Source organism: Streptococcus sp. HMSC068F04 (genome assembly GCF_001837455.1).
Classification (GTDB): domain Bacteria; phylum Bacillota; class Bacilli; order Lactobacillales; family Streptococcaceae; genus Streptococcus; species Streptococcus salivarius_D.
Genome location: NZ_KV832534.1, coordinates 13147 through 34013, shown reverse-complemented (window position 1 = coordinate 34013; position 20867 = coordinate 13147). Strand labels below are relative to the sequence as shown.

Below are 20867 nucleotides of genomic sequence, written 5' to 3'. Positions count from 1 at the left end.
AACAATCAGACTGACAACCATACCTATCATATTCATTGGTTTGTTCAATTTTTCAACACCATAAGAAAGAAACTACAATGTTGTACTTCTCAGGTCGGTTAGAACTTACAGAATTTGTCATGCAGTAACCTGCTTTCTAAAATATTGACTTTTCTAGTATAAATTGAATAATTTCATAGGAATATATAGTGTACAAAATCGTTAAAATTCAAAAGCTAGATAAGTAATCTAGCTTTCAGATATCTGATTTTAAAATCAATTCCAATCTCTTTAAGTTTATATAATAAATTAGGGTAAAACAATCTAGATTATAATGAATATATAATAACTACTAATATAAAAAATATGGACATTGTATAGTATTCAATTATTTATTACTTAGTTAAGAATTTTCATTTGAATTTCAGAATAAATCTTTTGATTTTTTGTAATAGATGAAGGAAGAGTTTTATGGTATTCTTCATTTGAATCAATAGTATTTTTTAGTAAATCGATAGCTTTTTTTATCAATTCTTGATTAGAATCCTGTTGATTTTTGTTTTTCAAATTCCCAACGATATTTAGTAATAAAATATCGGCTGTATTAATAAACAGATAATCATCGCTTAATTTTACAAATTCCTCATTATTAATGCCCATGAAATCTGCAAATTCCGAATTATTTTTGTTACGTCTATTTTTACGATAGGAAGTAATCACTTTGGCAATTTCTTCATACATAGTATATGATTCAATGACCTTTTCAGCAGTCATATGCATTAATATTTCATTAATTATGTCCTGTGAGTATAACCCTCCTTTCTGTCTTTTAGCAAGAGCTGCATGTTTGTTAATATAGTATCCAGTGTAATATTGTATAACGTTTTCCAGTTTTATAATGGCTTTATTTTTAATAATATCACTATCAACATATTTTGCTTTATGTTTTGCTTCATTTATTTGTCGTTCTAAAAAATAGTTATGCTCTAAAAGTGCAGTCTGTAAGTCTCGTACAATTGAATTATTAGCAATGAAATAACTATTCTTGACAGGATTTTGCGAATTTAAAAATTCAGTAATTTTTGAACGTTGCTCGTAATCAGAAATTTCAATAATTCTTGTCAGTATATCTACATCTTCGCTCAACTTATTCTCTTCGTTTAATTGATACAAACTTGTAACTGTTTGGCAACCATTGACAATAGAAGCACCAACGATTGTCAATAGTTGTGACGTTGGACTTTGTATGAATCCATCACAAATAAAAGTAATTCCATTATTATATAAATAGAACATACTTGCTTCTTCTGAAGATGCTGTCTTTTTTATACCATTATTAACTGATGAATTTGTCTCCAATAATCTTACATTTTCATCAAAAACTCTAAGCAGGCTTAGCCTGCTAACTCATGACAGAAAAGAAAGTTCGGCTTATAATGAAGGTGAACAATACCAATCCGTTGTCTTTAATAGGGCTTTGCCTAGCCTGTATCAAAAACTGGATGAACAAGAGTCATGAGATAACTCGAATATGCCTTGAGCATGAAAATAAAATTACTAATAGCCTCTTGTTCTATTGTTCAATAGTTAACAGGAGGTTTTTGTAATGGAAGTTATGATTGAAACTTGTTGTGGAATTGATGTCCACCAAAAGTCTATCGTTTGTTGTATTCTAGATGGTCCACTAGAAAGCAATAAACCTAAAAAGATTCAGAAAAAATTTGGTACAACAACTATAGCTCTCCAAAACGCCTTAGATTGGTTATTGGAAAATCACGTCAAACATGTCTTTTTTGAAAGCACTGGCCAATATTGGGTACCACTCTTTAATATATTCTCAGACTCAGAACTCAATTTGATATTAGCTAACCCCCAACATATTAAGAATGTGCCTGGTCGAAAAACAGACATGAAAGATGCCGAATGGATTGCACAGCTCGGACGTTGTGGACTTATTGAGCCATCTTACATTCCAAGCCCTGAAGTGATGCAGTTACGTTTACTCACTCGTAGGTTACGTTCTTACAAACAACGTCAAACTCAAATAAAGAATGAGATTCATAACCTCTTACAACGTGCTAATATCAAACTAACCAGCTATCTTTCTGATATCTTCTCTAAGACAGGACAGTCTCTTTTAACGCTCTTTATCAATGGGGAACTCATTGATTATGACAATGTGACAGCTTGTATTCACAAGCATGTCAAAGCAAGTCCCGAAGAATTAATGGAGGCCATGAATGGGAAGTTGTCACTGGAGGATCGATTTCTCTTGGAGCAAAGCCTAGAAGAATATCAATTGTATCAAAAACTCATGAATAAATTAAGGAGTGAAATAATAGCTTATATCGAAAAGGAGTTTCCCTGAAGAAAATAGATTACTTCAAATGATTCCTGGTGTGAGTGAAACTTGTGCAGCCACTATTTTAGCTGAGATTGGACCAGATGTGAGAGCTTTTCAATCAGACGCACACTTAGCTTCTTGGGCTGGGCTCTGCCCAGGATCTTATGAAAGTGCTGGCATTAAAAAATCCTCACATATCACGCAAGGAAATCGATATATCAAGCAGGCTTTGACCATGTCGGGATTGATTGCGGCTCACTCTAAAGACAATGCGTTTTCATCTTTTTATAGCAAAATTTCCCAAAGAGGAAGTAAGATGAAAGCCGTCATTGCTTGCGCACATAAGCTACTTCGTATCATTTACAAAATTCTCGCAACACACCAAGAATACGACAAAGAAAAAGTGCTAGGACTGAGGCAACAGTTCTAACACCAAAAATTTAAAAAATCTCAATTACAGTATAGCACAAGAAGAGTTTTTTGCGCTATTTTTAATGTTTTTTTCAAATAAAATGACACCAATAACGTCTTTAATGCTCTCAACTAGAGCTTTTGCATTGATTACGCCAACAGATGAGATAATTCCATTATTTGAGTATGCTGGTTGCATGGTTTTAAATGGTATTTTTACTTCTAGTGATGTGTTGCGTTGAATTTTTTCATAAATATTGGAAATTTCATTTTTCGAAAAGTATTCTACATCTATCTTCGCACCTGTATTACTTCTGAAAATAGAAAGAAAATTATTTATTTGTTCTCTATTAGCCTCAGCTACAATTCCTTTATTAAAAGATACAAAATTAATTTTAAAATATTGTATTTCTGCATCATTTAATGACTCTTTAAAATCTTTAAAAGAGGAATTGGATTGCTCCACAGAAACATTATTAGATGGTTCTACAAGGATATTAAAACCATTCAGAGTTTTTAGGATATCACCCTGTTTAATTTCATCATTTAATGTTTTAACACTACTTGGGAACTTAAACTGAAATACTTCTAAAGACTTATTTTCCGCATTATGAATGATAGCATCAATTCCATTGTCACCATCTCCATCGATTATAGATTCTGCAACCTCTTGTTCAGACATCTCATATTGATTTTCTAAAAACCAATGAGCAAAAGCAAGTGATAAATTTGCATAACTTTGTTCAGTTTTAATGACTTCTAATTTCTCAACTATTTTATTATAGTAGGATTCATATTTTGTAATTACCATATTATTTTCCTTATTTTAACTTCTTCATCTCATCAATCCGCACTACTGTCGCATCGTATTTAGCTTGGTAATCTTCTTGTTTGTCGCGTTCTTTTTGGACAACTTCTGGTTTGGCATTAGCTACGAAGCGTTCATTGCTAAGTTTCTTACCAACCATGTCGAGTTCTTTTTGCCATTTGGCCAATTCTTTTTCAAGACGAGCCAATTCTTCTTCGACATTTAGAAGGTCAGCGAGTGGCAAGTAGATTTCTGCGCCTGTGATGATGCTTGACATAACTAAGTCAGGTACTTCTACATCTGCTGCAATTTCCAAGTGTTCTGGGTTTGTGAAGCGTTTGATGTAGTTGACATTGTCATTGAAGAAGGCTTCGAGCTTGCTGTCGCTTGTCTTAATCAAGATAGTGATTGGTTTGCTTGGAGCTACGTTCACTTCTGCACGAGAGTTACGTACTGAACGAATCACGTCTTTAAGAGCTTCAACGCCCGCTGCTGCTTCTTCGTTTTCAAACTCTGGACGAACCACTGGGTATTCCGCAGTCACAATCGTTCCTTCAGAGATTTGGCCATAGATTTCTTCAGTTACGAATGGCATGATTGGGTGAAGGAGACGCAAGATTTGATCCAAGGTGTAAAGAAGAACAGAACGTGTGATGACTTTTTCGTCCTCGTTATCGCTATAAAGCACTTCCTTAGTCAACTCAACATACCAGTCCGCAAACTCATCCCAGATGAAGTTGTAGAGAATATGACCAGCCACACCAAATTCGAACTTATCAAAGTTTTCAGTGACCTTACCGATAGTTTCGTTGAGGTTATGGAGAATCCAACGGTCTGTAACGTTACCTGCTTGACCAGCAGCCACTTTAGCTACATTTTCACGTGCCGCATCCAAGGTCAACCCTTCATTGTTCATGAGGATGTAGCGCGAGATGTTCCAAATCTTGTTAATGAAGTTCCATGAAGCATCCATTTTCTCGTAAGAGAAGCGCACGTCTTGACCTGGTGCAGAACCGTTTGAAAGGAACCAACGGAGGGCATCGGCACCATATTTCTCGATAACATCCATTGGGTCGATACCGTTACCAAGAGATTTCGACATCTTGCGTCCTTGCTCGTCACGGATAAGGCCGTGGATAAGGACATTCTTAAATGGTTGGCGTCCTGTGAATTCCAATGATTGGAAGATCATACGAGACACCCAGAAGAAGATGATATCATAACCTGTTACCAAGGTTGAAGTTGGGAAGTAACGTTTGAAGTCTTCTGCTTCCACGTCAGGCCAACCCATAGTTGAGAATGGCCAGAGGGCAGAACTGAACCAAGTATCCAAGACATCTTCGTCTTGTTTCCATCCGTCACCTTCTGGTGCTTCTTCGCCAACGTACATTTCACCCTCAGCATTGTACCAAGCAGGGATTTGGTGACCCCACCAGAGCTGACGAGAGATTACCCAGTCATGGACATTTTCCATCCATTGAAGGAAGGTATCGTTGAAACGAGGTGGGTAGAAATCAACCTTGTCGTCTGTGTCTTGGTTTGCGATAGCATTTTTCGCCAATTGATCCATTTTAACGAACCATTGTGTAGACAAACGTGGTTCAACAGGCACACCTGTACGCTCTGAGTGACCAACTGAGTGAGTCATTTTCTCGATTTCAACAAGGGCACCAATTTCTTCCAATTTCTTAACAACAGCCTTACGAGCTTCAAAGCGGTCCATACCGTTGAATTCGCCAGCCAATTCATTCATGGTACCATCATCATTCATAACGTTGACTTGTGGCAAGTTATGACGTTGACCAACCAAGAAGTCATTAGGGTCGTGGGCAGGTGTGATTTTAACCACACCAGTACCAAATTCAGGGTCTGCGTGTTCGTCCCCAACGATTGGGATTGGCTTGTTCAAGATTGGCAAGATAACATTTTTACCAATCAAGTCTTTATAACGGTCATCATTTGGGTTAACCGCTACTGCAGTATCCCCAAACATAGTCTCAGGACGTGTTGTTGCTACTTCAAGGGCACGTGAACCGTCTTCCAACATGTAGTTCATGTGGTAGAAGGCACCTTCGACATCCTTGTGAATAACCTCGATATCAGAAAGGGCTGTACGAGCTTTTGGATCCCAGTTGATGATAAATTCGCCACGGTAGATCCAGCCTTTCTTGTATAGCTCTACAAAAACCTTACGAACCGCTTTTGAAAGACCTTCGTCAAGGGTGAAACGCTCACGAGAGTAGTCTACAGAGAGACCCATCTTACCCCATTGTTGCTTGATAGTTGAGGCATACTCATCTTTCCATTCCCAGACTTTATCAAGGAATTTTTCACGACCAAGGTCATAACGAGAGATGCCATCTTCAGCCAAACGGGCTTCAACCTTGGCTTGAGTAGCAATCCCTGCGTGGTCCATACCTGGAAGCCAAAGCGTATCGAAACCTTGCATACGTTTTTGACGGATGATGATATCTTGCAAAGTTGTATCCCAAGCGTGACCAAGGTGAAGTTTACCAGTTACGTTTGGTGGTGGAATAACGATTGAATAAGGCTTAGCCTTTTTATCGCCAGAAGGCTTGAAAACATCTTCGTCAAGCCATTTTTGGTAACGACCAGCCTCAACCTCGGCTGGATTGTATTTTGGTGAAAGTTCTTTAGACATGTGTGTGTCCTTTCTAGTTATTTCTATTGTTTATTTAAATTTTTATTAATAAATAATTAATTATCTTTTTTAAACCTTATCCCATTTCCCTTTAGCTTCTGAACGGTAACAGGACCAATTCCCTTCAAAGCGAGGATTTCTTTTTCTGTCCAATTTTTAAAGTCAGCAGACGTTTGAATTCCATTTTCAACAAAAATGCGGACAATATCCATCCGAATTCCCTTCATTTTCTCTTCTCGCATAAACGAGAACCAGTTAGTTACCGTATATAACTTTTCCGCTAAATCAGGAGGGCTAGTAATTCCTGATATAGAGCAAAATTTCTCTGCCTCATTTGTCAAAAAGTCTGTCAAAATAATATTTTCCTGTAAATAATCAGACATAGGATACAGGCTAGCTTGTAGTGATTCGACTGAATTTGGGTAATAACATTCCAGTTCTTCTATTTCAGGAATCTTAAAGGGCCAATCTTCATCTATAAAATAGTCAACAGCATCATCGTTGATTTCCACAAGTTTTGCAAATAATTTACTTGCCTCTTCAACCTTTCCTCTAGAGAAAGCAGAAATAATAGCATGTATCAACACAGTATCACTACGTATTCCTTGATTCAGTTCTTCCTGATAGAACCGTTCAACTTTAGATTCTTGTCCAGTGATATGATATAGAGAGAGCATACAGAAAACAAAGTTAGGAGGGAATCGCTCTGGTTGTTTACTTAAGTATAAGTTAACCATTTCCAAAGCCTTATAATAAAATCTTTCCGCCATATAATATTCAATCAGAAACATAAGAGCAGTTAGGATCGGGCGTGCTTCAAAGGAGTTCCAATTGTTATACCCATTGATTTTCCATTTTTCTAAAACCAGAGTTTCAAATTCCAATACTCTTTTAAAAGTTGGTAAGTCAATGTCTTGAACAGTCGAAAGAAAAAGATGATACTCGGCAGCAAAATAATCTGGGTTAAGCTTTAAAACTTGTTTTAACAATTTATTTCTCTTTTGTTTATTTGGAGTATACATAGCTTCTCTGAATAAAGCATGATCTTGATTCCAATCAAAAGTCCCGGTTCCCAATTTGGAATTGATTTCCTGAACATCCGGATAAACCCCATATTCATAAAAATATTGCATCATTGCTATGTTTTGTTCATCAAAATTTTGAATTTTCCGACGTTCTACAAAGACAGGTTGATACCCAAGTGATTCTGTCAATGCAATTTCTTCTTCAGAAACAACTTTTATCATCAATTTTTGCTTACGCTTAAATTCTTTTTGTCGATTTTTCTTTTTAGCCATCTATCATTACTTCCCACTCACTCTTCAACAAGCCATACATCAAACTGTCACAGCGATTTCCTTGGGCATCTTTGCGGTCCCTTATACAAGCTTCGAGGGTAAAACCAAGCTTCTCAGCGACGCGTTGACTTTGGACATTGTAGCCAAAACATGTCAGCTCAATCTTGTGAAGACCCAAATCCTTAAATCCTAGGTCAATCAAAGCACGTGCCGCTTCTGGCACATAGCTTCGGCCCCAATAATCTGGGTGCAAGGTATAGCCAATTTCCAGCACATCATCTTCGTGGCGATGGTTGAAATCAACAGAACCGATCACTTTATCAGTCCCCTTGACCACAATGCCATAACCAGCTGGGAGATTGTCTTTTTGATTGCGCTCGGGGAGGATATGCTCTAGATAGTAAATCTCATCTTCCAAGGTCTTGACGGGTGGAAATCCTGCTGGGTAAGAGACTTCTGGACGACTGGCAAAATCAAAGATATCTTCGGCATCCGCCACTGTTCGGACTCGTAAAAGAAGACGGTCTGTTTCGATTTGTTCTGGTAATTCAGCTCTTGTCATTCTTCTTCCTCGCTTTCTTGATGAAGCTTCCCATGAGGTCGATTCGGTCATCTAGATAGCGATAGACACGCTTATGTCCATCTCCCATAAAGTAAGCCGGTGCAAAACGGTCATTTTTAAAATGTCCCTTGTCATCTAACAAATCAGATTCAGCCAGACGGTCTAGAATCTTAGCAAAGATATGACAGATACCATCTTCCTCAATAATTCTGTCTACCTTACAATCCAGAATGACTGGACAGGCATCCAAAATAGGTGCTTGTGTCAGTTTAGAAGGTCGGAAATCCAAGCCAAGTTTATCAATCTTTTCACGATGACTAATAAAACCAGCCTGTTCCATCTCTAGCATGAGGTTTTCATCAGGGATATTAACCGTAAATTTCTGATAATGTTTAATCTGGTCTGCCGCATTTTCCTCGCTACCAACCCCGATGACTAGCCAATCTCCTAGACTATAGGAAGAACTACAAGTCGTCACATTATAGCCATGTGTCTGGTCCTGGTAACCCAAGATAAAAATGGGAAAACCATAATACAATTTACTGGTCTCAAAAGATTGCTTCATGTCACCCTCCTTTGGTAGGAACGTAGACCTCGCTTTCGCTCCGTCTGCATCAATATCTCTAAATTCACCTGCGACCTTCGGTCTTGGTTCTTTAAAAGATATAGAAAATCCCTGCCATAATATGACAGGGACGAATGTGTATCCGCGGTACCACCCAGTTTTGAGTGGCAACCACTCACAGCTTTCTTGATTCAATTTGACCATCAGCAACCAGCTTTGACATTTGTGCGGATTTCTCAGTACCACCGCTTCCTGTGACAAATGGGCTTCAAAGCACCTCTGATTGGTCTTATTCTATCACATTTTTAATCTCAAGACAAACGAAATTATGGGGAAGATGTTATCACAATAAGCCAGACTACAGATTCCACCTTGAAACATAAATACAATGCATCACTTCTTATTCTCATAAGAAAAATCCCTGTCTTCCGACAAGGATTGTATCTTATTTTTCTTCCTTAGCTCTTTCTTCTTTTAGCCATTTTTCATAGCTTTCAAGTAGATTGATAGCCATTTGGGTTGCCAAGGCTAGTGAGAAAGCTTCTGTACCTTCAGTTGTTTCGTCTTGGACTTCCAATTTACTTTCTTCGTAAATGGCTTTGAGAGCCTTATTGCTAAGCGTGTCTTTAAATGCTTGGAATTCTTTCATGGTCAAAGCCTCCTTGATTCTACGGCAACCTTTACAGCCACTGTTACCGTTTTCACTTTAAGTTTACACCATTTCAGAGAAATTGCAAGGATTTTCCTCAATGATAAGGAGAGCTTTCACTCTATCTGTGACCTACTGAGCAGGAGTCGCAACCCCTGTGAGATACTCAGTTGTATAGGCTACGATAGCTCCCGAATCAGCATTTACTGCGTATTTATAACGCAAATGACTCACTGCATAATCAAAGCTAATATTGTAGACTTTCCCGCTTCCTTCAGTCTTCAAATCTACCGTCAAGTTCGTTACAGAACCTTCAGCCAATCCCGCATGATTGAGTGCTGTTGTTTGAGCAGCTTCTTTAGATACTGGTGGCTCATCCTTGCTTTCGCTAGACTGACTCTCATCTTTAGTCTCTTCACCTTTTTTAGTATCATCCTCATCCTTAGATGTTGGATGGTCACTCTTATGTTTCAAAATAGATCCTGACTGACCATCAATAGTGTATTCAAAATGATTGTCGGGTGTTGTAAAACTAACACTATAGCTTCCATGTAATCCAATACATAATTTTGAGATTGCTGATTGAGAAATCTCAGAAGTTTGGACACCAGCATTTTTGTAGGCGATGTCTGCCGCATCTTGTTCTGACAAGCGATAACCCGAACCGTTAAAAACAAACAGGGCTACAGCAATAGCAACTGGAATAGCAAGCAGAATCAGATAGCTCACTAGCTTTTTCGTTTTTCGCATAAAATACTCCATTATTTTAATCTAATATCACTATTATATCTTAAAATTCTAAAATTGTCAGATAAGCTTGATTAATTTTTAGGACGGCATTATAAAAAGTTCCCGATAGCTATCAGGAACTTCTACGAAATGTTACTATTTGGCCAGTTACAAAGACTAGGATGGCTATCCAGATAAAGAGAAAACCTTTCAATTCTCCAATGCTGACTGTCTCACCAAAAATGAGAATGGCTACGAGAAGTTGAATGGTAGGATTAAGATACTGGATGAAACCGATAAGGTTAAGCGGTGCCCTTTTGACTGCTTCTGAGAAGCAAAGCAAAGGAACAGCCGTCACTACACCTGAGATGGCTAGGAGAAACATTTCCATGCTCGAATAGGAAGAAAATGATTCTGGAGAAAAGAATATGAGATAGATAGCTACAAAAGGTAGTAGCAATCCACTTTCTACTAACATGGCTACGTCACTGGAGAGCTTAACCCCTTTTTTGATTAAACCATAGAAACCAAAGGTCAGGGCCAATCCCAAAGAAACCATGGGAAGTTTTCCTGTATTGACAACAAGAACCAGTACTCCTATAAAGGCCAATACCACTGCTGCCCACATGGTCCTACTCAATGATTCACGAAGAAAAATGAGGGCAAATAGGATAGAAACAATAGGCATAATGTAATAGCCCAAGCTAGCCTGCGTCGCTTGACCATGACCCACAGCATAGATATAAATCAACCAGTTAGCTGCTATGAGAAAGCTGGCAAGTAGCATGCGAAGTAAGACTTTCTTATCCTGCCAAAGTTCGACTAGCTCACCTTTGAAACGTGCATTTTGCTTAGCAACTAGGGCATAGACCAACATAGTCACTACAGTAAAAACAATTCGCCATGAGAAGGTGTTGTAAGCCGAAACACCTGCTAAAAGCTTCCAAAAAAGAGATAAAAATCCCCATTGAATATAGGTTGCTAAACCAAAGAGTAGCCCTTGATTTTTTCTAGTCAACGACAACACCTGCTTTATCCACAGATAGGATGAAGGTTTCACCATCTAAACCAAGACCATCTATTGCAGTTTTAAGTGCCTCAGCCTGATTCTTTGGCGTCAAGGTCATAACTGTTGGGCCAGCGCCTGAGAGATAGGTCGCATAAGCACCGTATTGACCTGACAATTCCTTAATAGTCGCAAATTCTTTAACCAATTTTTGACGGTAGCGTTCGTGGAACATGTCTCCTTGGATAGCACGTCCTGCCTTAACCAAATCACCTGCAAAGAGGGCAGCAATGGCAACGTTGGCAATAGATGATGCAGCTACAGCTTCTTTGTAAGACAAGTCACTTGGAAGCACCCCACGTGAATCAGACGTCTTAAGTTCATAGCTCGGAATGAAAGCTACAAAAGCACACTCTGGAAAATCTGTAACAACGCTATTAACATGTTCGTCCACATAAGATGCCACAACAAGATTCCCAAAAATAGCTGGGGCAACATTGTCTGGGTGCCCTTCAATCTTGGTCGCAATATCAAGTTTATCATCGTCTGATAGCTGCAAGTCTGCCAATTGATTAGCCAACTCGATTCCTGCGACAATAACAGAACTTGAAGAACCTAGACCACGCGCCAAGGGAATATCTGATGTCATCACCAATTTATGAGGCTGCAAATCAGACTTCACTTGCAAGGCTGTTGAAATGAGGAGGTTATTTTCATCTGAAGGAATATCTCCCAAATCGTGTTCGATATACCATGCATCTGCTGGTTCAAGCACCTCGATTGTCAAATATTTAGAAACGGCAACACCCACAGAGTCAAAACCTGGACCAATATTGGCAGATGTTGCTGGGACAGTAATTTTCATAATAATACACCAAAAGGAGGAAAGCCATTAGAGACTTTTCTCCTTGAATACCTTTCTTATATGCACCAGTATGGGCTTATCGATTAGTTAGACAAAACTTTCAATGTGTTGACAACAGTGAAGTCTTCTGCTGCTTCAAGTTTTTCAGTAACAGCTTTGAGCTGTGTCTTAGACATAGCATGTGTAATCACAACGATACGAGCTGTTGTACCATTTGCTTTTTGTTGCAAGACTTGTTCAAATGAAATATCTTCTGAGTTGAAGATTTCAGACAAGTGAAGGATTTTACCTTTTTCGTCTGGCGTATCAAGGGCAAAGTAATAGTTACTCTTGACGTCTGCTGGATTAGCCAATGGCAAGTCACGACGGAACTCGTTGAATGGTTTCCCAACATTGCCATCTGAAAGACGACGAGCAATACGGATAATGTCTGCCAAAACAGATGTTGCTGTTGGTTTTTGACCAGCACCTGGTCCGTAGTACATTGATTCGCCGATACCGATAGATTCAACAAAGACTGCATTCATAACATCGTTGACGCTAGCAAGTGGGTGATTTTTTGGCAAGAATGTTGGCGATACTTCTGCTGAGATACCTGATTCTACTTCACGCACATCACCAACCAATTTGATAACATAGCCCAATTCTTGAGCGACAGCTACATCATCAGTAGAGATGTTTGTAATCCCCTTGTGAGTCACATCGTCAAAATCAATTGTGGCACCAAAACCAAATTGGCTAAGGATAACAGCTTTATAAGCAGCGTCAATACCTTCAACGTCGTTGGTTGGATCACTTTCAGCATAACCAAGTTCTTGGGCAGTCTTAAGAGCATCCTCATATGACCAACCTTCGTCCACCATCTTAGTCATCATGAAGTTAGATGTTCCGTTGAGCACACCAAGGATACGTGTTACCTTGTCAGATGTCAAAGAATTAGCCAAAGTACGCAAAATTGGAATACCACCAGCAACGGCAGCTTCATAGTAGAAAGCCACACCCTTATCTTGAGCAAGAGAAATCAACTCTTTACCGTGAGTAGCAATCAAGTCTTTGTTGGCAGAAACTACGTTTTTACCTGCTTCAAGCGCTTTTGTGATGAAAGTACGAGCTGGCTCGATACGTCCCATCAATTCGACAACGATTTGAATCTCGTCATCGTTAAGGATTTCGTCAACATTTGTGACAAAATTGTAGTCGTTACCTGCAGCGATAAGACGATTTTTTTCCTCGTCATCTTTAACCAAAACCTTCGCAATTTCGAGTTGGTCACGTGAGGCTGCAAGAACCTTTTCACCATTTTCCTTCAAAAGGAAAGGAATACCGCTAGCTACTGTACCAAAGCCAAGCAATCCAATTTTAATAGACATTTACGATTTCTCCTTAAAAACATACATTTTTTTAATTGTACCATATTTCTATCGGAATTGACAGAATATTGTTGCCATTTAAGGAGCTAAGTATTCTTTTTTACTGAAAATCCTGTGCATTTCCAGCCCATTTTTGTTAGAATAATAGCTAGACCTATCCGAAAGGGGATACAATGACTTCTCAAAAGAAAAAATCAACTAAAACCAATAGAAAAAAATTGAACCTTCTTCTGCTTTTACTAAACCTAGTTCTTCTTGGCTTACTGGCAGTTTTCATGTTAAACCGACCAAACCAGTCGAAAAGCAATCAACAACAGACTCAGACCAGTCAGTCTAAGACTATAGGTAAATGGAAAACCTATGACGAGCCTGTCCAAATCCCTATCCTGATGTATCATGCTGTGCACGTCATGGATCCATCTGAAGCTTCTAACGCCAACCTTATCGTTGACCCAGACCTCTTCGAGGCACAAATCAAGGCATTAGCTAAGGCAGGTTACTATTTCCTAACACCTGAAGAAGCCTATAAAGCCTTCACCGAAAATGCCTTGCCTGCTAAGAAGGTTGTTTGGCTGACCTTTGATGATGGTAACGAAGACTTCTATACGATTGCCTATCCGATTCTCAAAAAATACAAGGCTAAGGCGACCAACAATGTGATCACTGGCTTTGTTAAGAAGGGAAATGCTGGAAATCTTACCGTCAAGCAGATGAAAGAAATGATGGCTCACGGCATGAGCTTCCAGTCTCATACGGTTAACCACCCCGATTTGTCAGCCACTGACAAGGCAACACAAAAGGTTGAATTAACGGATTCTATCGACTTTCTTGAAAACAAACTCAATACTAAGGTCAATACCATTGCCTACCCATCAGGTCGCTACAATCAAACGACACTGGACCTAGCTAAGAAAACATACAAGTTAGGACTGACAACTAACGAAGGGCTAGCTAGTGCTAAGGATGGTCTCCTCTCACTTAATCGTGTCCGTATTCTGCCAACAACAACAGCTAAAGGACTTCTCAGCGAGATTGCTACTGACAATGAGTAAAAGAAATCACTTGATTCTTGAATCAAGTGATTTTTATGTTCTAGTCAAATATTTCTGATAGGATAGCCACACCCTTTTCGATTTCAGTATCACTTAGGGTGATTGGTGGCAAAAGACGAATCACATTTGTCCCTGCAGTTAAGACAATCAACCCTTTATCTCTAGCTGCCTGAACTAGTTCTCCCAGATTGCCAGTGGTCTCAATTCCAATCATATAACCTAAACCACGCACAGTTGTAACTGTCTCCTTATCAGATAAAGCCGCCTGCAATTGTTCTTGTAGTTTGTTCCCATTTTCAAGAGCAGTATCCAGAAAACCTGGAGCCAACATAACTTCAAGCGTAGCCTTGGCCGCCGCCATGGCCAGTTTATTTCCTCCAAAGGTAGAGCCATGACTTCCGTAAGAAAAAGCTGCCCCAAGGGAGGACTTGGCAAGCATGGCACCAACTGGCACCCCATTGGCCAAACCTTTGGCTAAAGTAAAGATATCTGGTTCAATATCGTAGTGCTCATAAGCATAAAGCTTACCAGTACGACCAATTCCTGTCTGAACCTCATCTACAATGAGGTAAATACCTGTCTCCTTACAAAAATCAGACAAAGCCTTAACAAAGTCCTGATCCGCAGGTTGCACACCTGATTCCCCTTGAACCAACTCCAGCATAATAGCCGCAGTTGCTTCATTGGCTAGGGATTTGACACTGTCTATGTCATTGAAAATAGCATAGCTAAAGTGGGGCACACCTTCACCAAAACCTTGTTTGATTTTATCCTGACCAGTGGCAGACATAGATCCAAACGTTCGACCATGGAAGGAATTTTGGAAGGTAATGATTTCTTGTTTACCCGAAGCCTTACGGGCAATTTTGATGGCTGCCTCATTGGCCTCTGCACCACTGTTACAGAAAAAGGCCAGATAGTCCTTGTCACCAATTAAAAGGTTAGCAACATCTTCTTGCAACTGATTGTGATAAAGATTAGGCTGGTGCAAAATCTTGCCCACCTGCTCTGTCAAAGCCTGATTGACATGGGGATGATAGCCCAGATTGGTTACCCCAATACCTGATGAAAAATCCAAGTAGGTCTTGCCAGTTGTATCTGTCAAATAATTGCCCTGAACCGAAGCAAAATCAATCGCTGCCCGCTTATAATTTGAAAATAGTTTTGTCATCTCTTACTCCTTGATTATGGTACCATCTGTTAGGTTATCACCAATAATGACCTGCTCGACACCAGCTTGAACTGTCTGTACAGCACTTTGAATTTTAGGAATCATGCCCCCAGTAATCACACCTGAATCTATTTTTTTCTGAACGTCCACAAAATTCAGCTGCTCCAAAACCTGACCATTTTCTAAAACACCCTTGACATCTGTCATAAGGATAAGTTTTTTGGCACCTAGACTAATCGCCACTGCTCTGGCAAGGTAATCGGCATTAATATTGAGTAAATCCCCCTGCTCACTATAGCCTAGACTAGGAATCAAGGGAAGTTTGCCTTGAGATAGGAGTGTCACTAGGGTCTGATTAGTGATGCTTTTGACTTCACCCACAAAACCATAGGTCTCTTGATCTAAGAAATCAGCATGGACAAGGTCTGGCAATTCATCAACAAGCTGATAAGCTGGCAAACCTGCAGTCGTCAACTGACCTGCTAAGTTTTTCCCGACTATGTCAACCAAAGCTTCTTTGATTAAGGACATATCTGACTTCCCCGTCACACGAAGACCATTGACCTTGTGAATTGGAATCTGATTCTCCTCCATGAGTTGGTTAATGGCAAAACCGCCCCCATGAACGATAACAATTTTCTGACCAGTCTGCTGCCATTCTGACAGTTTAGCCAATATCTCAGGAGTTAGCTGCTTACTGGCTACTCCACCAATCTTGATTACAATATATTCAGTAGTCATCAGTTAACTCCTTTGTCATAGATAACTTAAGTATGGTAGAGGGCATTAATCTTCACGTAATCGTAGGAAAGATCACACCCCCATGCGGTTCCTTTCTCATGTCCAGCATGAAGATCTACCGTTATAGTAACTTCATCATCATGCATGATGTCTTTCATTTCCTCATCATCAAAGGAGACCGGACTAGAGGCCAACATGACTGGCAGACCGCCAATCATAATATCAACATTATCCACAGGAACGTCCACACCAGCATAGCCAACAGCGGCTAAAATACGTCCCCAGTTAGGATCTTCACCAAAGATAGCCGTTTTAACTAGGCTTGAACCGACAACTGATTTTGCCATCATACGTGCATCAAGGGCATTAGGGGCATTAACCACATCAACTTGGATGAGTTTATTAGCACCTTCACCGTCCTTGGCAATTTTCTTAGCCAACTCTTGCATCACAAAATTCAGCATCTTCGAAAATTTATCGAATTCTGGTGTATCTGGCAGAATCTCTTCATTGAGCGTGCAACCATTTGACATAACAAGAACCATATCATTGGTTGAAGTATCTCCGTCAACTGTAATCTGATTAAAGGTCTTTTCCACATTTTGGCTCAAGGCCAATTGCAGGGTGTCACTAGAAATATTAGCATCACAAGTAACAAATCCAAGCATGGTCGCCATATTAGGGTGAATCATCCCTGAGCCCTTAGCGACACCAGCCATAGTGACCACATCACGTCCAAAGGTCTCCGTCACAGCAATGGTCTTAGTCGCTGTATCAGTCGTCAAAATCGCCTTGGCAAAATCATCAGCATTCCCATTAACTACTATCTTGGAAAGACCATTTTTCAAAGTATCCATTGGTAGCAACTCACCGATAATCCCTGTAGATGCTACACCAACCAACTCTGGTTCAACACCTAGCTTTTCAGCGGTCCACTCCTGCATGGTGTAAGCATCCTCCAAGCCTTGAGTCCCTGTGCAAGAATTGGCTACACCTGAGTTAACAACGATAGCCTTCATTTTCCCAGCCTTTTTAACGGAGGTCTTGGTCACAATCAGAGGAGCTGCAATCACCTTATTGGTCGTGTAAACTCCTGCCACACTGGCTGGTTTTTCAGAGACAATCCAACCAAAATCCATTTTTCTCTTTTTAAATCCTGCATGTAGCCCATCTGCTGAGAATCCCAGCGGACTAGCAATTGTTCCATCGATGACTTTCATATTTTTTTCTCCTAACTCTATGCTTACATCTACAAGTATGACGGTGTCATAAGCAAACCTTCCGTCTCATCCCACCCCTGCATGAGGTTGAGATTTTGCACTGCCTGTCCAGCTGCTCCTTTAAGCAGATTATCAATGACTGAAATAACTGTCAGAACATTGTTTTTTTCATTATAGGCAAATCCAATATCTGTAAAATTCGATCCGATAACGTTGTGTAGTTCTGGCAAGCTGTCTTGAACACGTACAAAGGGTTTATCGCTATAAGCCTTTGTGAATGCTGAAGCCACATCAGCTACAGTCACGCCCTTCTTCAACTTACAATAAACCGTAGACATGATTCCGCGATTAACTGGTAAAAGCGACGTTGAAAACTGAATCTCAGGCATTTCCGGATTAAAGGTCTGCAAGGTTTGAACAATTTCAGGAATATGCTGATGATGATTGAGTTTATAAGTCACGTAATTATCGTGAACATTGACAAAATGACTAGACTCGCTCAAAGCCTTACCCGCACCAGTTAAACCAGACTTGGCATCCACAATGACACTATCCGTCTCAATCAGACCAGAAGCAACCAAAGGAATCAGGGACAGCTCCGTCGCTGTTGCATAGCATCCAGGATTGGCGATAAATTTCTTATCCTTCACATCTGTATATTCTGATAATGCGTATGTAAATTTATTCAAAACACTCTGCTTAGCAGGTGATTTTTTATACCATTCTTGATAAACATCTGCCGGCAAGCGATGATCCCCAGATAAATCAATAACAGGAAAATCAGCTTGAACAAATTCCTCTGCAAGCGAACTAGCAACTCCTGAAGGTGTGGCAAAGAAAACCAAATCCGCCTTTTTCATAATCTTTTCCGCATCATAAGCTTCAATATCTAAGTCACAAACATCTGTCAGATAGGGATACACATCAGACAATCGTCGGCCCACTTCCTTGGTTGCGTGAATAGAAACAAGTTCCACTTTTTTATGATTATTCAAAATTTTAACTAACTCTAAACCACTATAACCAGTGATACCAACGATTGAAACTTTCATTTATGCACTCCTTTTTGAATAAATATGTAACCAGTTTATTGTATTTTTATTCATTTGTCAAGGAAAAACTGAAATTAATATGAAAAAAACAAGCAGTCTTTTTCAACTACTTGTTTTCACGAATGCTATCTAGTTATTAAATAAATGCAAGTTGGCAATACGATCGACCGCTTCGACCAGACGCTCTGGCTCTACCAAAAGCCCAATACGAACATAAGCATCACCCGCAGGACCAAATCCTTTACCTGGTGCCACAGCAACATGGACCTTCTCAAGTAAAAGATCCGCAAAACTCTCACTGGTGTACCCCTCTGGCACAGGCATCCAAGCATAGAAAGAACCTCTGGATGGAAAGGCCTGCCAGCCAATCTTAGCAGCTGCCTGGACAAAAGCATCTCGACGGCTATCATAAGTCGCATTCAGTTGAGCAACAGCCTCCTCAGATTTAGGGTCTAAGAGAGCTGCAATCCCAGCCTCCTGCAAGGCAGGAAAGATTCCCACAAAAAGATGGTCTTGAATCAGATTTAAGGCTTCAATCATCTGGTCATTCCCAGCTGCAAAGGCCAAACGCCAACCAGCCATATTGAAGGTTTTCGAGAAAGTATAGAACTCAATGCCCACATCTTTAGCACCAGGCGTTGATAAAAAGCTAGGATTCTCATAGCCCTGATAACCCAAAGCTCCGTAAGCCAAATCACTCACCACTCCTACTTCGTAGGTCTTCGCCCAAGCAACTAACTTTTCATAAAAAGCCTTAGTCGCCACAGCCCCCGTCGGATTATTCGGATAATTGATATAGATAAACTTAGCACGCCGAGCGGTCTCCTCAGGAATGGCATCCAGATCTGGCAAAAAATCATTTTCAGCCGTCAAAGGAAAGGTCTCATAAGCTACACGTCCTAGACTCACTCCTGACAAGTAATCTGGATAACCTGGGTCAGGCAAGAGCAGAAGGTCGCCAGGATTCATCAAAGCTAGGGGCAATTCCACTAGTCCAATTTTAGCTCCACCCATGACACAAATCTCACGCTCTGCATCCAAATCAACCCCATAATGTTTTTCGTAAAAACTAGCAGCTGCTTCCTTAAAAGGACGATTGCCTCGAAACTGTGAATACTTATGGCTAGCAGGATTTTTCGCTGAAAGGCACAGCGCCTCAACAATATGGTCATAGGTCGGTTGGTCGGGATTGCCCTGACCAAGATTGATCACATCTGCTCCTTCCGCCACCTTGGCATTAACCTTAGCAACCAAACCTGCAAAAAACTGTTCTGGCAATGCCTTCAATAAGTCCGATTCTTCAAATAACATAAACGCTCCTTAATGATACAAGTCCGTGCGACGATCCTCAAAAACAGGAATCTGACCTCGAACCTTATCTACCTCTTCAAGATTAATATCGGCCGTAAAAATGCCCTCCTCATGCTCCTTGGATTGCAAGACCACATTTCCAAGTGGATCGATAACCATAGAATGCCCTGAAAAGACATCGTCTGGTCCTGTTCCGACACGATTAACCGCAACTACAAAAGCTTGATTTTCAACCGCACGCGCCTTTAACAAAATCTCCCATTGCTGCACACGAGGTTCTGGCCACTGCGCTACCACAAAAAGTACCTTGGCTCCTTGTGCCATCTGTGTTCGCACCCATTCAGGAAAACGAATATCATAACAAATGACACTAGCAGCTATCACACCATCAAGCTCAAATACAGACTCTGAAGCCCCAGCAGACATATACTGGTCCTCTACCATGAGGCCAAAGAGATGGACCTTGCTATAGGTATTGATTAGGTCCCCAGACTTATTGTAGACGTAGGTCGTGTTGTAGAATTTTCCGTCCTTCTCAATAGCAACGGACCCTCCGATAATAGCCACAGCATGTTCCCTAGCAAAATGAGACAAGAGTTCTTGAGAGTTCAAACCTTCCTTGTCTGCAAGCCCATCCAGTTCATCTAAAGCATAGCCAGTATTCCACATTTCAGGTAGCACAATGACGTCAGGCTTTTCGCTAAGTGCCCTCTCCAACATCTCTTTCACGTGCTTTTTATTTTCCACAGGCTTTCCGTGAGCAACATCCATCTGTACCAATGCAATTTTCATAGTAACCTCGATTCTATATTAACCATTATAGCACTCCAAAAGACGTCACAAAAATTGAAAAATTCAATCTCATGATAAAGAAAGGCTATCAAAAAAGGCTGGACACATTGTCCAACCTGATTCATTACTTCATTAAGCAATATCAACATAACGACGGTTGCCACTCGCTGCCACATATGAAAGCCATGTGTGGCCATCGGCTGTCAAAACTTTGTCATAGTTAACACTCATGCCCTTGTCATAGTAGGCTAACTCTGGACTTGAAACCTTAGCTTCTGCC

21 protein-coding genes are annotated in these 20867 nt (G+C 40.2%); 3 read left to right on the top strand and 18 right to left on the bottom strand.

The genetic code is table 11. The features are described 5' to 3' along the window. Positions 1-378: 378 nt before the first annotated feature. Positions 379-1371, bottom strand: a complete 993-nt coding sequence (locus HMPREF2571_RS09825) for an AIPR family protein (protein WP_256315275.1) — start codon at positions 1369-1371, stop codon at positions 379-381. A gap of 214 nt (positions 1372-1585) precedes the next feature. On the opposite strand from HMPREF2571_RS09825, the gene HMPREF2571_RS09820 reads away from it, so the two are divergent. Further along, positions 1586-2347, top strand: coding sequence for an IS110 family RNA-guided transposase (locus HMPREF2571_RS09820; protein ID WP_070848037.1), 762 nt, complete (start codon positions 1586-1588; stop codon positions 2345-2347). 19 nt (positions 2348-2366) lie between these two features. Next, entirely contained in the window at positions 2367-2753 is a 387-nt protein-coding gene (locus HMPREF2571_RS09815; protein ID WP_014633739.1) for an IS110 family transposase, read from the top strand. Between the two features lie 24 nt (positions 2754-2777). Here the strand turns inward: HMPREF2571_RS09815 and HMPREF2571_RS09810 are convergent, their stop codons facing one another. The 10 genes from HMPREF2571_RS09810 to HMPREF2571_RS09765 form a co-directional block, all read right to left on the bottom strand. Then, a complete protein-coding gene (locus tag HMPREF2571_RS09810) occupies positions 2778-3545 on the bottom strand; it encodes a hypothetical protein (protein WP_176745600.1) in 768 nt (255 codons plus the stop codon). A 10-nt stretch (positions 3546-3555) separates the two neighbouring features. Further along, positions 3556-6204: a valine--tRNA ligase gene (locus HMPREF2571_RS09805; RefSeq protein WP_002886783.1), complete on the bottom strand. Its 2649-nt coding sequence runs from the start codon at positions 6202-6204 to the stop codon at positions 3556-3558. A 56-nt stretch (positions 6205-6260) separates the two neighbouring features. Further along, positions 6261-7502 carry a helix-hairpin-helix domain-containing protein gene (locus tag HMPREF2571_RS09800; RefSeq protein WP_013990181.1) on the bottom strand — a complete coding sequence of 414 codons (1242 nt, stop codon included), beginning with the start codon at positions 7500-7502 and terminating at the stop codon, positions 6261-6263. Further along, positions 7495-8064: a GNAT family N-acetyltransferase gene (locus tag HMPREF2571_RS09795; RefSeq protein ID WP_013990180.1), complete on the bottom strand. Its 570-nt coding sequence runs from the start codon at positions 8062-8064 to the stop codon at positions 7495-7497. The genes HMPREF2571_RS09800 and HMPREF2571_RS09795 overlap by 8 nt, the downstream gene beginning before the upstream one ends. Next, positions 8051-8629, bottom strand: coding sequence for a flavin reductase family protein (locus HMPREF2571_RS09790; protein WP_013990179.1), 579 nt, complete (start codon positions 8627-8629; stop codon positions 8051-8053). Before HMPREF2571_RS09790 ends, HMPREF2571_RS09795 begins: the two co-directional genes overlap by 14 nt. 445 nt (positions 8630-9074) lie before the next feature. Then, the gene (locus HMPREF2571_RS09785) at positions 9075-9278 is read right to left on the bottom strand and encodes a hypothetical protein (RefSeq protein ID WP_002886082.1); all 204 of its coding nucleotides are present in this window, start codon (positions 9276-9278) and stop codon (positions 9075-9077) included. Positions 9279-9410: 132 nt separating this feature from the next. Continuing rightward, on the bottom strand, positions 9411-10028 hold the full coding sequence (locus HMPREF2571_RS09780) for a PepSY domain-containing protein (protein ID WP_013990178.1): 618 nt from the start codon (positions 10026-10028) through the stop codon (positions 9411-9413). Between the two features lie 112 nt (positions 10029-10140). Then, entirely contained in the window at positions 10141-11025 is an 885-nt protein-coding gene (gene rarD / locus HMPREF2571_RS09775) for an EamA family transporter RarD (RefSeq protein WP_013990177.1), read from the bottom strand. Beyond that, the gene (thrB, locus tag HMPREF2571_RS09770; RefSeq protein ID WP_013990176.1) at positions 11018-11878 is read right to left on the bottom strand and encodes a homoserine kinase; all 861 of its coding nucleotides are present in this window, start codon (positions 11876-11878) and stop codon (positions 11018-11020) included. The genes rarD and thrB overlap by 8 nt, the downstream gene beginning before the upstream one ends. Before the next feature lie 83 nt (positions 11879-11961). Continuing rightward, positions 11962-13248, bottom strand: coding sequence for a homoserine dehydrogenase (locus tag HMPREF2571_RS09765; RefSeq protein ID WP_002885943.1), 1287 nt, complete (start codon positions 13246-13248; stop codon positions 11962-11964). A gap of 173 nt (positions 13249-13421) precedes the next feature. Between HMPREF2571_RS09765 and HMPREF2571_RS09760 the strand changes: the two genes are divergently transcribed. Next, complete coding sequence (locus HMPREF2571_RS09760; protein WP_002886775.1) at positions 13422-14300, top strand: polysaccharide deacetylase family protein; 879 nt, start codon at positions 13422-13424, stop codon at positions 14298-14300. A 40-nt stretch (positions 14301-14340) separates the two neighbouring features. On the opposite strand, the gene HMPREF2571_RS09755 is transcribed toward HMPREF2571_RS09760, so the two are convergent. From HMPREF2571_RS09755 to HMPREF2571_RS10465, 7 genes are all read right to left on the bottom strand, one after another. Then, the gene (locus HMPREF2571_RS09755) at positions 14341-15471 is read right to left on the bottom strand and encodes an acetylornithine transaminase (RefSeq protein WP_013990175.1); all 1131 of its coding nucleotides are present in this window, start codon (positions 15469-15471) and stop codon (positions 14341-14343) included. Positions 15472-15474: 3 nt separating this feature from the next. Continuing rightward, positions 15475-16212 (bottom strand): acetylglutamate kinase, encoded by a 738-nt coding sequence (argB, locus tag HMPREF2571_RS09750; RefSeq protein ID WP_013990174.1) that lies wholly within the window; start codon positions 16210-16212, stop codon positions 15475-15477. Between the two features lie 26 nt (positions 16213-16238). Further along, positions 16239-17432, bottom strand: coding sequence for a bifunctional glutamate N-acetyltransferase/amino-acid acetyltransferase ArgJ (argJ, locus tag HMPREF2571_RS09745; protein WP_013990173.1), 1194 nt, complete (start codon positions 17430-17432; stop codon positions 16239-16241). Positions 17433-17461: 29 nt separating this feature from the next. Further along, positions 17462-18484 (bottom strand): N-acetyl-gamma-glutamyl-phosphate reductase, encoded by a 1023-nt coding sequence (argC, locus tag HMPREF2571_RS09740; protein ID WP_013990172.1) that lies wholly within the window; start codon positions 18482-18484, stop codon positions 17462-17464. Positions 18485-18613: 129 nt separating this feature from the next. Continuing rightward, positions 18614-19795 carry a pyridoxal phosphate-dependent aminotransferase gene (locus HMPREF2571_RS09735; protein ID WP_013990171.1) on the bottom strand — a complete coding sequence of 394 codons (1182 nt, stop codon included), beginning with the start codon at positions 19793-19795 and terminating at the stop codon, positions 18614-18616. A gap of 9 nt (positions 19796-19804) precedes the next feature. Continuing rightward, complete coding sequence (locus tag HMPREF2571_RS09730; RefSeq protein ID WP_070848033.1) at positions 19805-20587, bottom strand: carbon-nitrogen family hydrolase; 783 nt, start codon at positions 20585-20587, stop codon at positions 19805-19807. A gap of 132 nt (positions 20588-20719) precedes the next feature. Then, on the bottom strand, positions 20720-20867 hold a 148-nt coding region (locus HMPREF2571_RS10465; protein ID WP_176745599.1), incomplete at its 5' end, for an SH3 domain-containing protein.

What these genes read in the sequence shown, in the direction of transcription:
- HMPREF2571_RS09820 (WP_070848037.1), top strand. Translation starts at nt 1,586, where the DNA reads ATGGAAGTTATGATTGAAACTTGTTGTGGAATTGATGTCCACCAAAAG.
- HMPREF2571_RS09815 (WP_014633739.1), top strand. Translation starts at nt 2,367, where the DNA reads ATGATTCCTGGTGTGAGTGAAACTTGTGCAGCCACTATTTTAGCTGAG.
- HMPREF2571_RS09810 (WP_176745600.1), bottom strand. Translation starts at nt 3,545, where the DNA reads ATGGTAATTACAAAATATGAATCCTACTATAATAAAATAGTTGAGAAA.
- HMPREF2571_RS09805 (WP_002886783.1), bottom strand. Translation starts at nt 6,204, where the DNA reads ATGTCTAAAGAACTTTCACCAAAATACAATCCAGCCGAGGTTGAGGCT.
- HMPREF2571_RS09800 (WP_013990181.1), bottom strand. Translation starts at nt 7,502, where the DNA reads ATGGCTAAAAAGAAAAATCGACAAAAAGAATTTAAGCGTAAGCAAAAA.
- HMPREF2571_RS09795 (WP_013990180.1), bottom strand. Translation starts at nt 8,064, where the DNA reads ATGACAAGAGCTGAATTACCAGAACAAATCGAAACAGACCGTCTTCTT.
- HMPREF2571_RS09790 (WP_013990179.1), bottom strand. Translation starts at nt 8,629, where the DNA reads ATGAAGCAATCTTTTGAGACCAGTAAATTGTATTATGGTTTTCCCATT.
- HMPREF2571_RS09785 (WP_002886082.1), bottom strand. Translation starts at nt 9,278, where the DNA reads ATGAAAGAATTCCAAGCATTTAAAGACACGCTTAGCAATAAGGCTCTC.
- HMPREF2571_RS09780 (WP_013990178.1), bottom strand. Translation starts at nt 10,028, where the DNA reads ATGCGAAAAACGAAAAAGCTAGTGAGCTATCTGATTCTGCTTGCTATT.
- thrB (WP_013990176.1), bottom strand. Translation starts at nt 11,878, where the DNA reads ATGAAAATTACTGTCCCAGCAACATCTGCCAATATTGGTCCAGGTTTT.
- HMPREF2571_RS09765 (WP_002885943.1), bottom strand. Translation starts at nt 13,248, where the DNA reads ATGTCTATTAAAATTGGATTGCTTGGCTTTGGTACAGTAGCTAGCGGT.
- HMPREF2571_RS09760 (WP_002886775.1), top strand. Translation starts at nt 13,422, where the DNA reads ATGACTTCTCAAAAGAAAAAATCAACTAAAACCAATAGAAAAAAATTG.
- HMPREF2571_RS09755 (WP_013990175.1), bottom strand. Translation starts at nt 15,471, where the DNA reads ATGACAAAACTATTTTCAAATTATAAGCGGGCAGCGATTGATTTTGCT.
- argB (WP_013990174.1), bottom strand. Translation starts at nt 16,212, where the DNA reads ATGACTACTGAATATATTGTAATCAAGATTGGTGGAGTAGCCAGTAAG.
- argJ (WP_013990173.1), bottom strand. Translation starts at nt 17,432, where the DNA reads ATGAAAGTCATCGATGGAACAATTGCTAGTCCGCTGGGATTCTCAGCA.
- argC (WP_013990172.1), bottom strand. Translation starts at nt 18,484, where the DNA reads ATGAAAGTTTCAATCGTTGGTATCACTGGTTATAGTGGTTTAGAGTTA.
- HMPREF2571_RS09735 (WP_013990171.1), bottom strand. Translation starts at nt 19,795, where the DNA reads ATGTTATTTGAAGAATCGGACTTATTGAAGGCATTGCCAGAACAGTTT.
- HMPREF2571_RS09730 (WP_070848033.1), bottom strand. Translation starts at nt 20,587, where the DNA reads ATGAAAATTGCATTGGTACAGATGGATGTTGCTCACGGAAAGCCTGTG.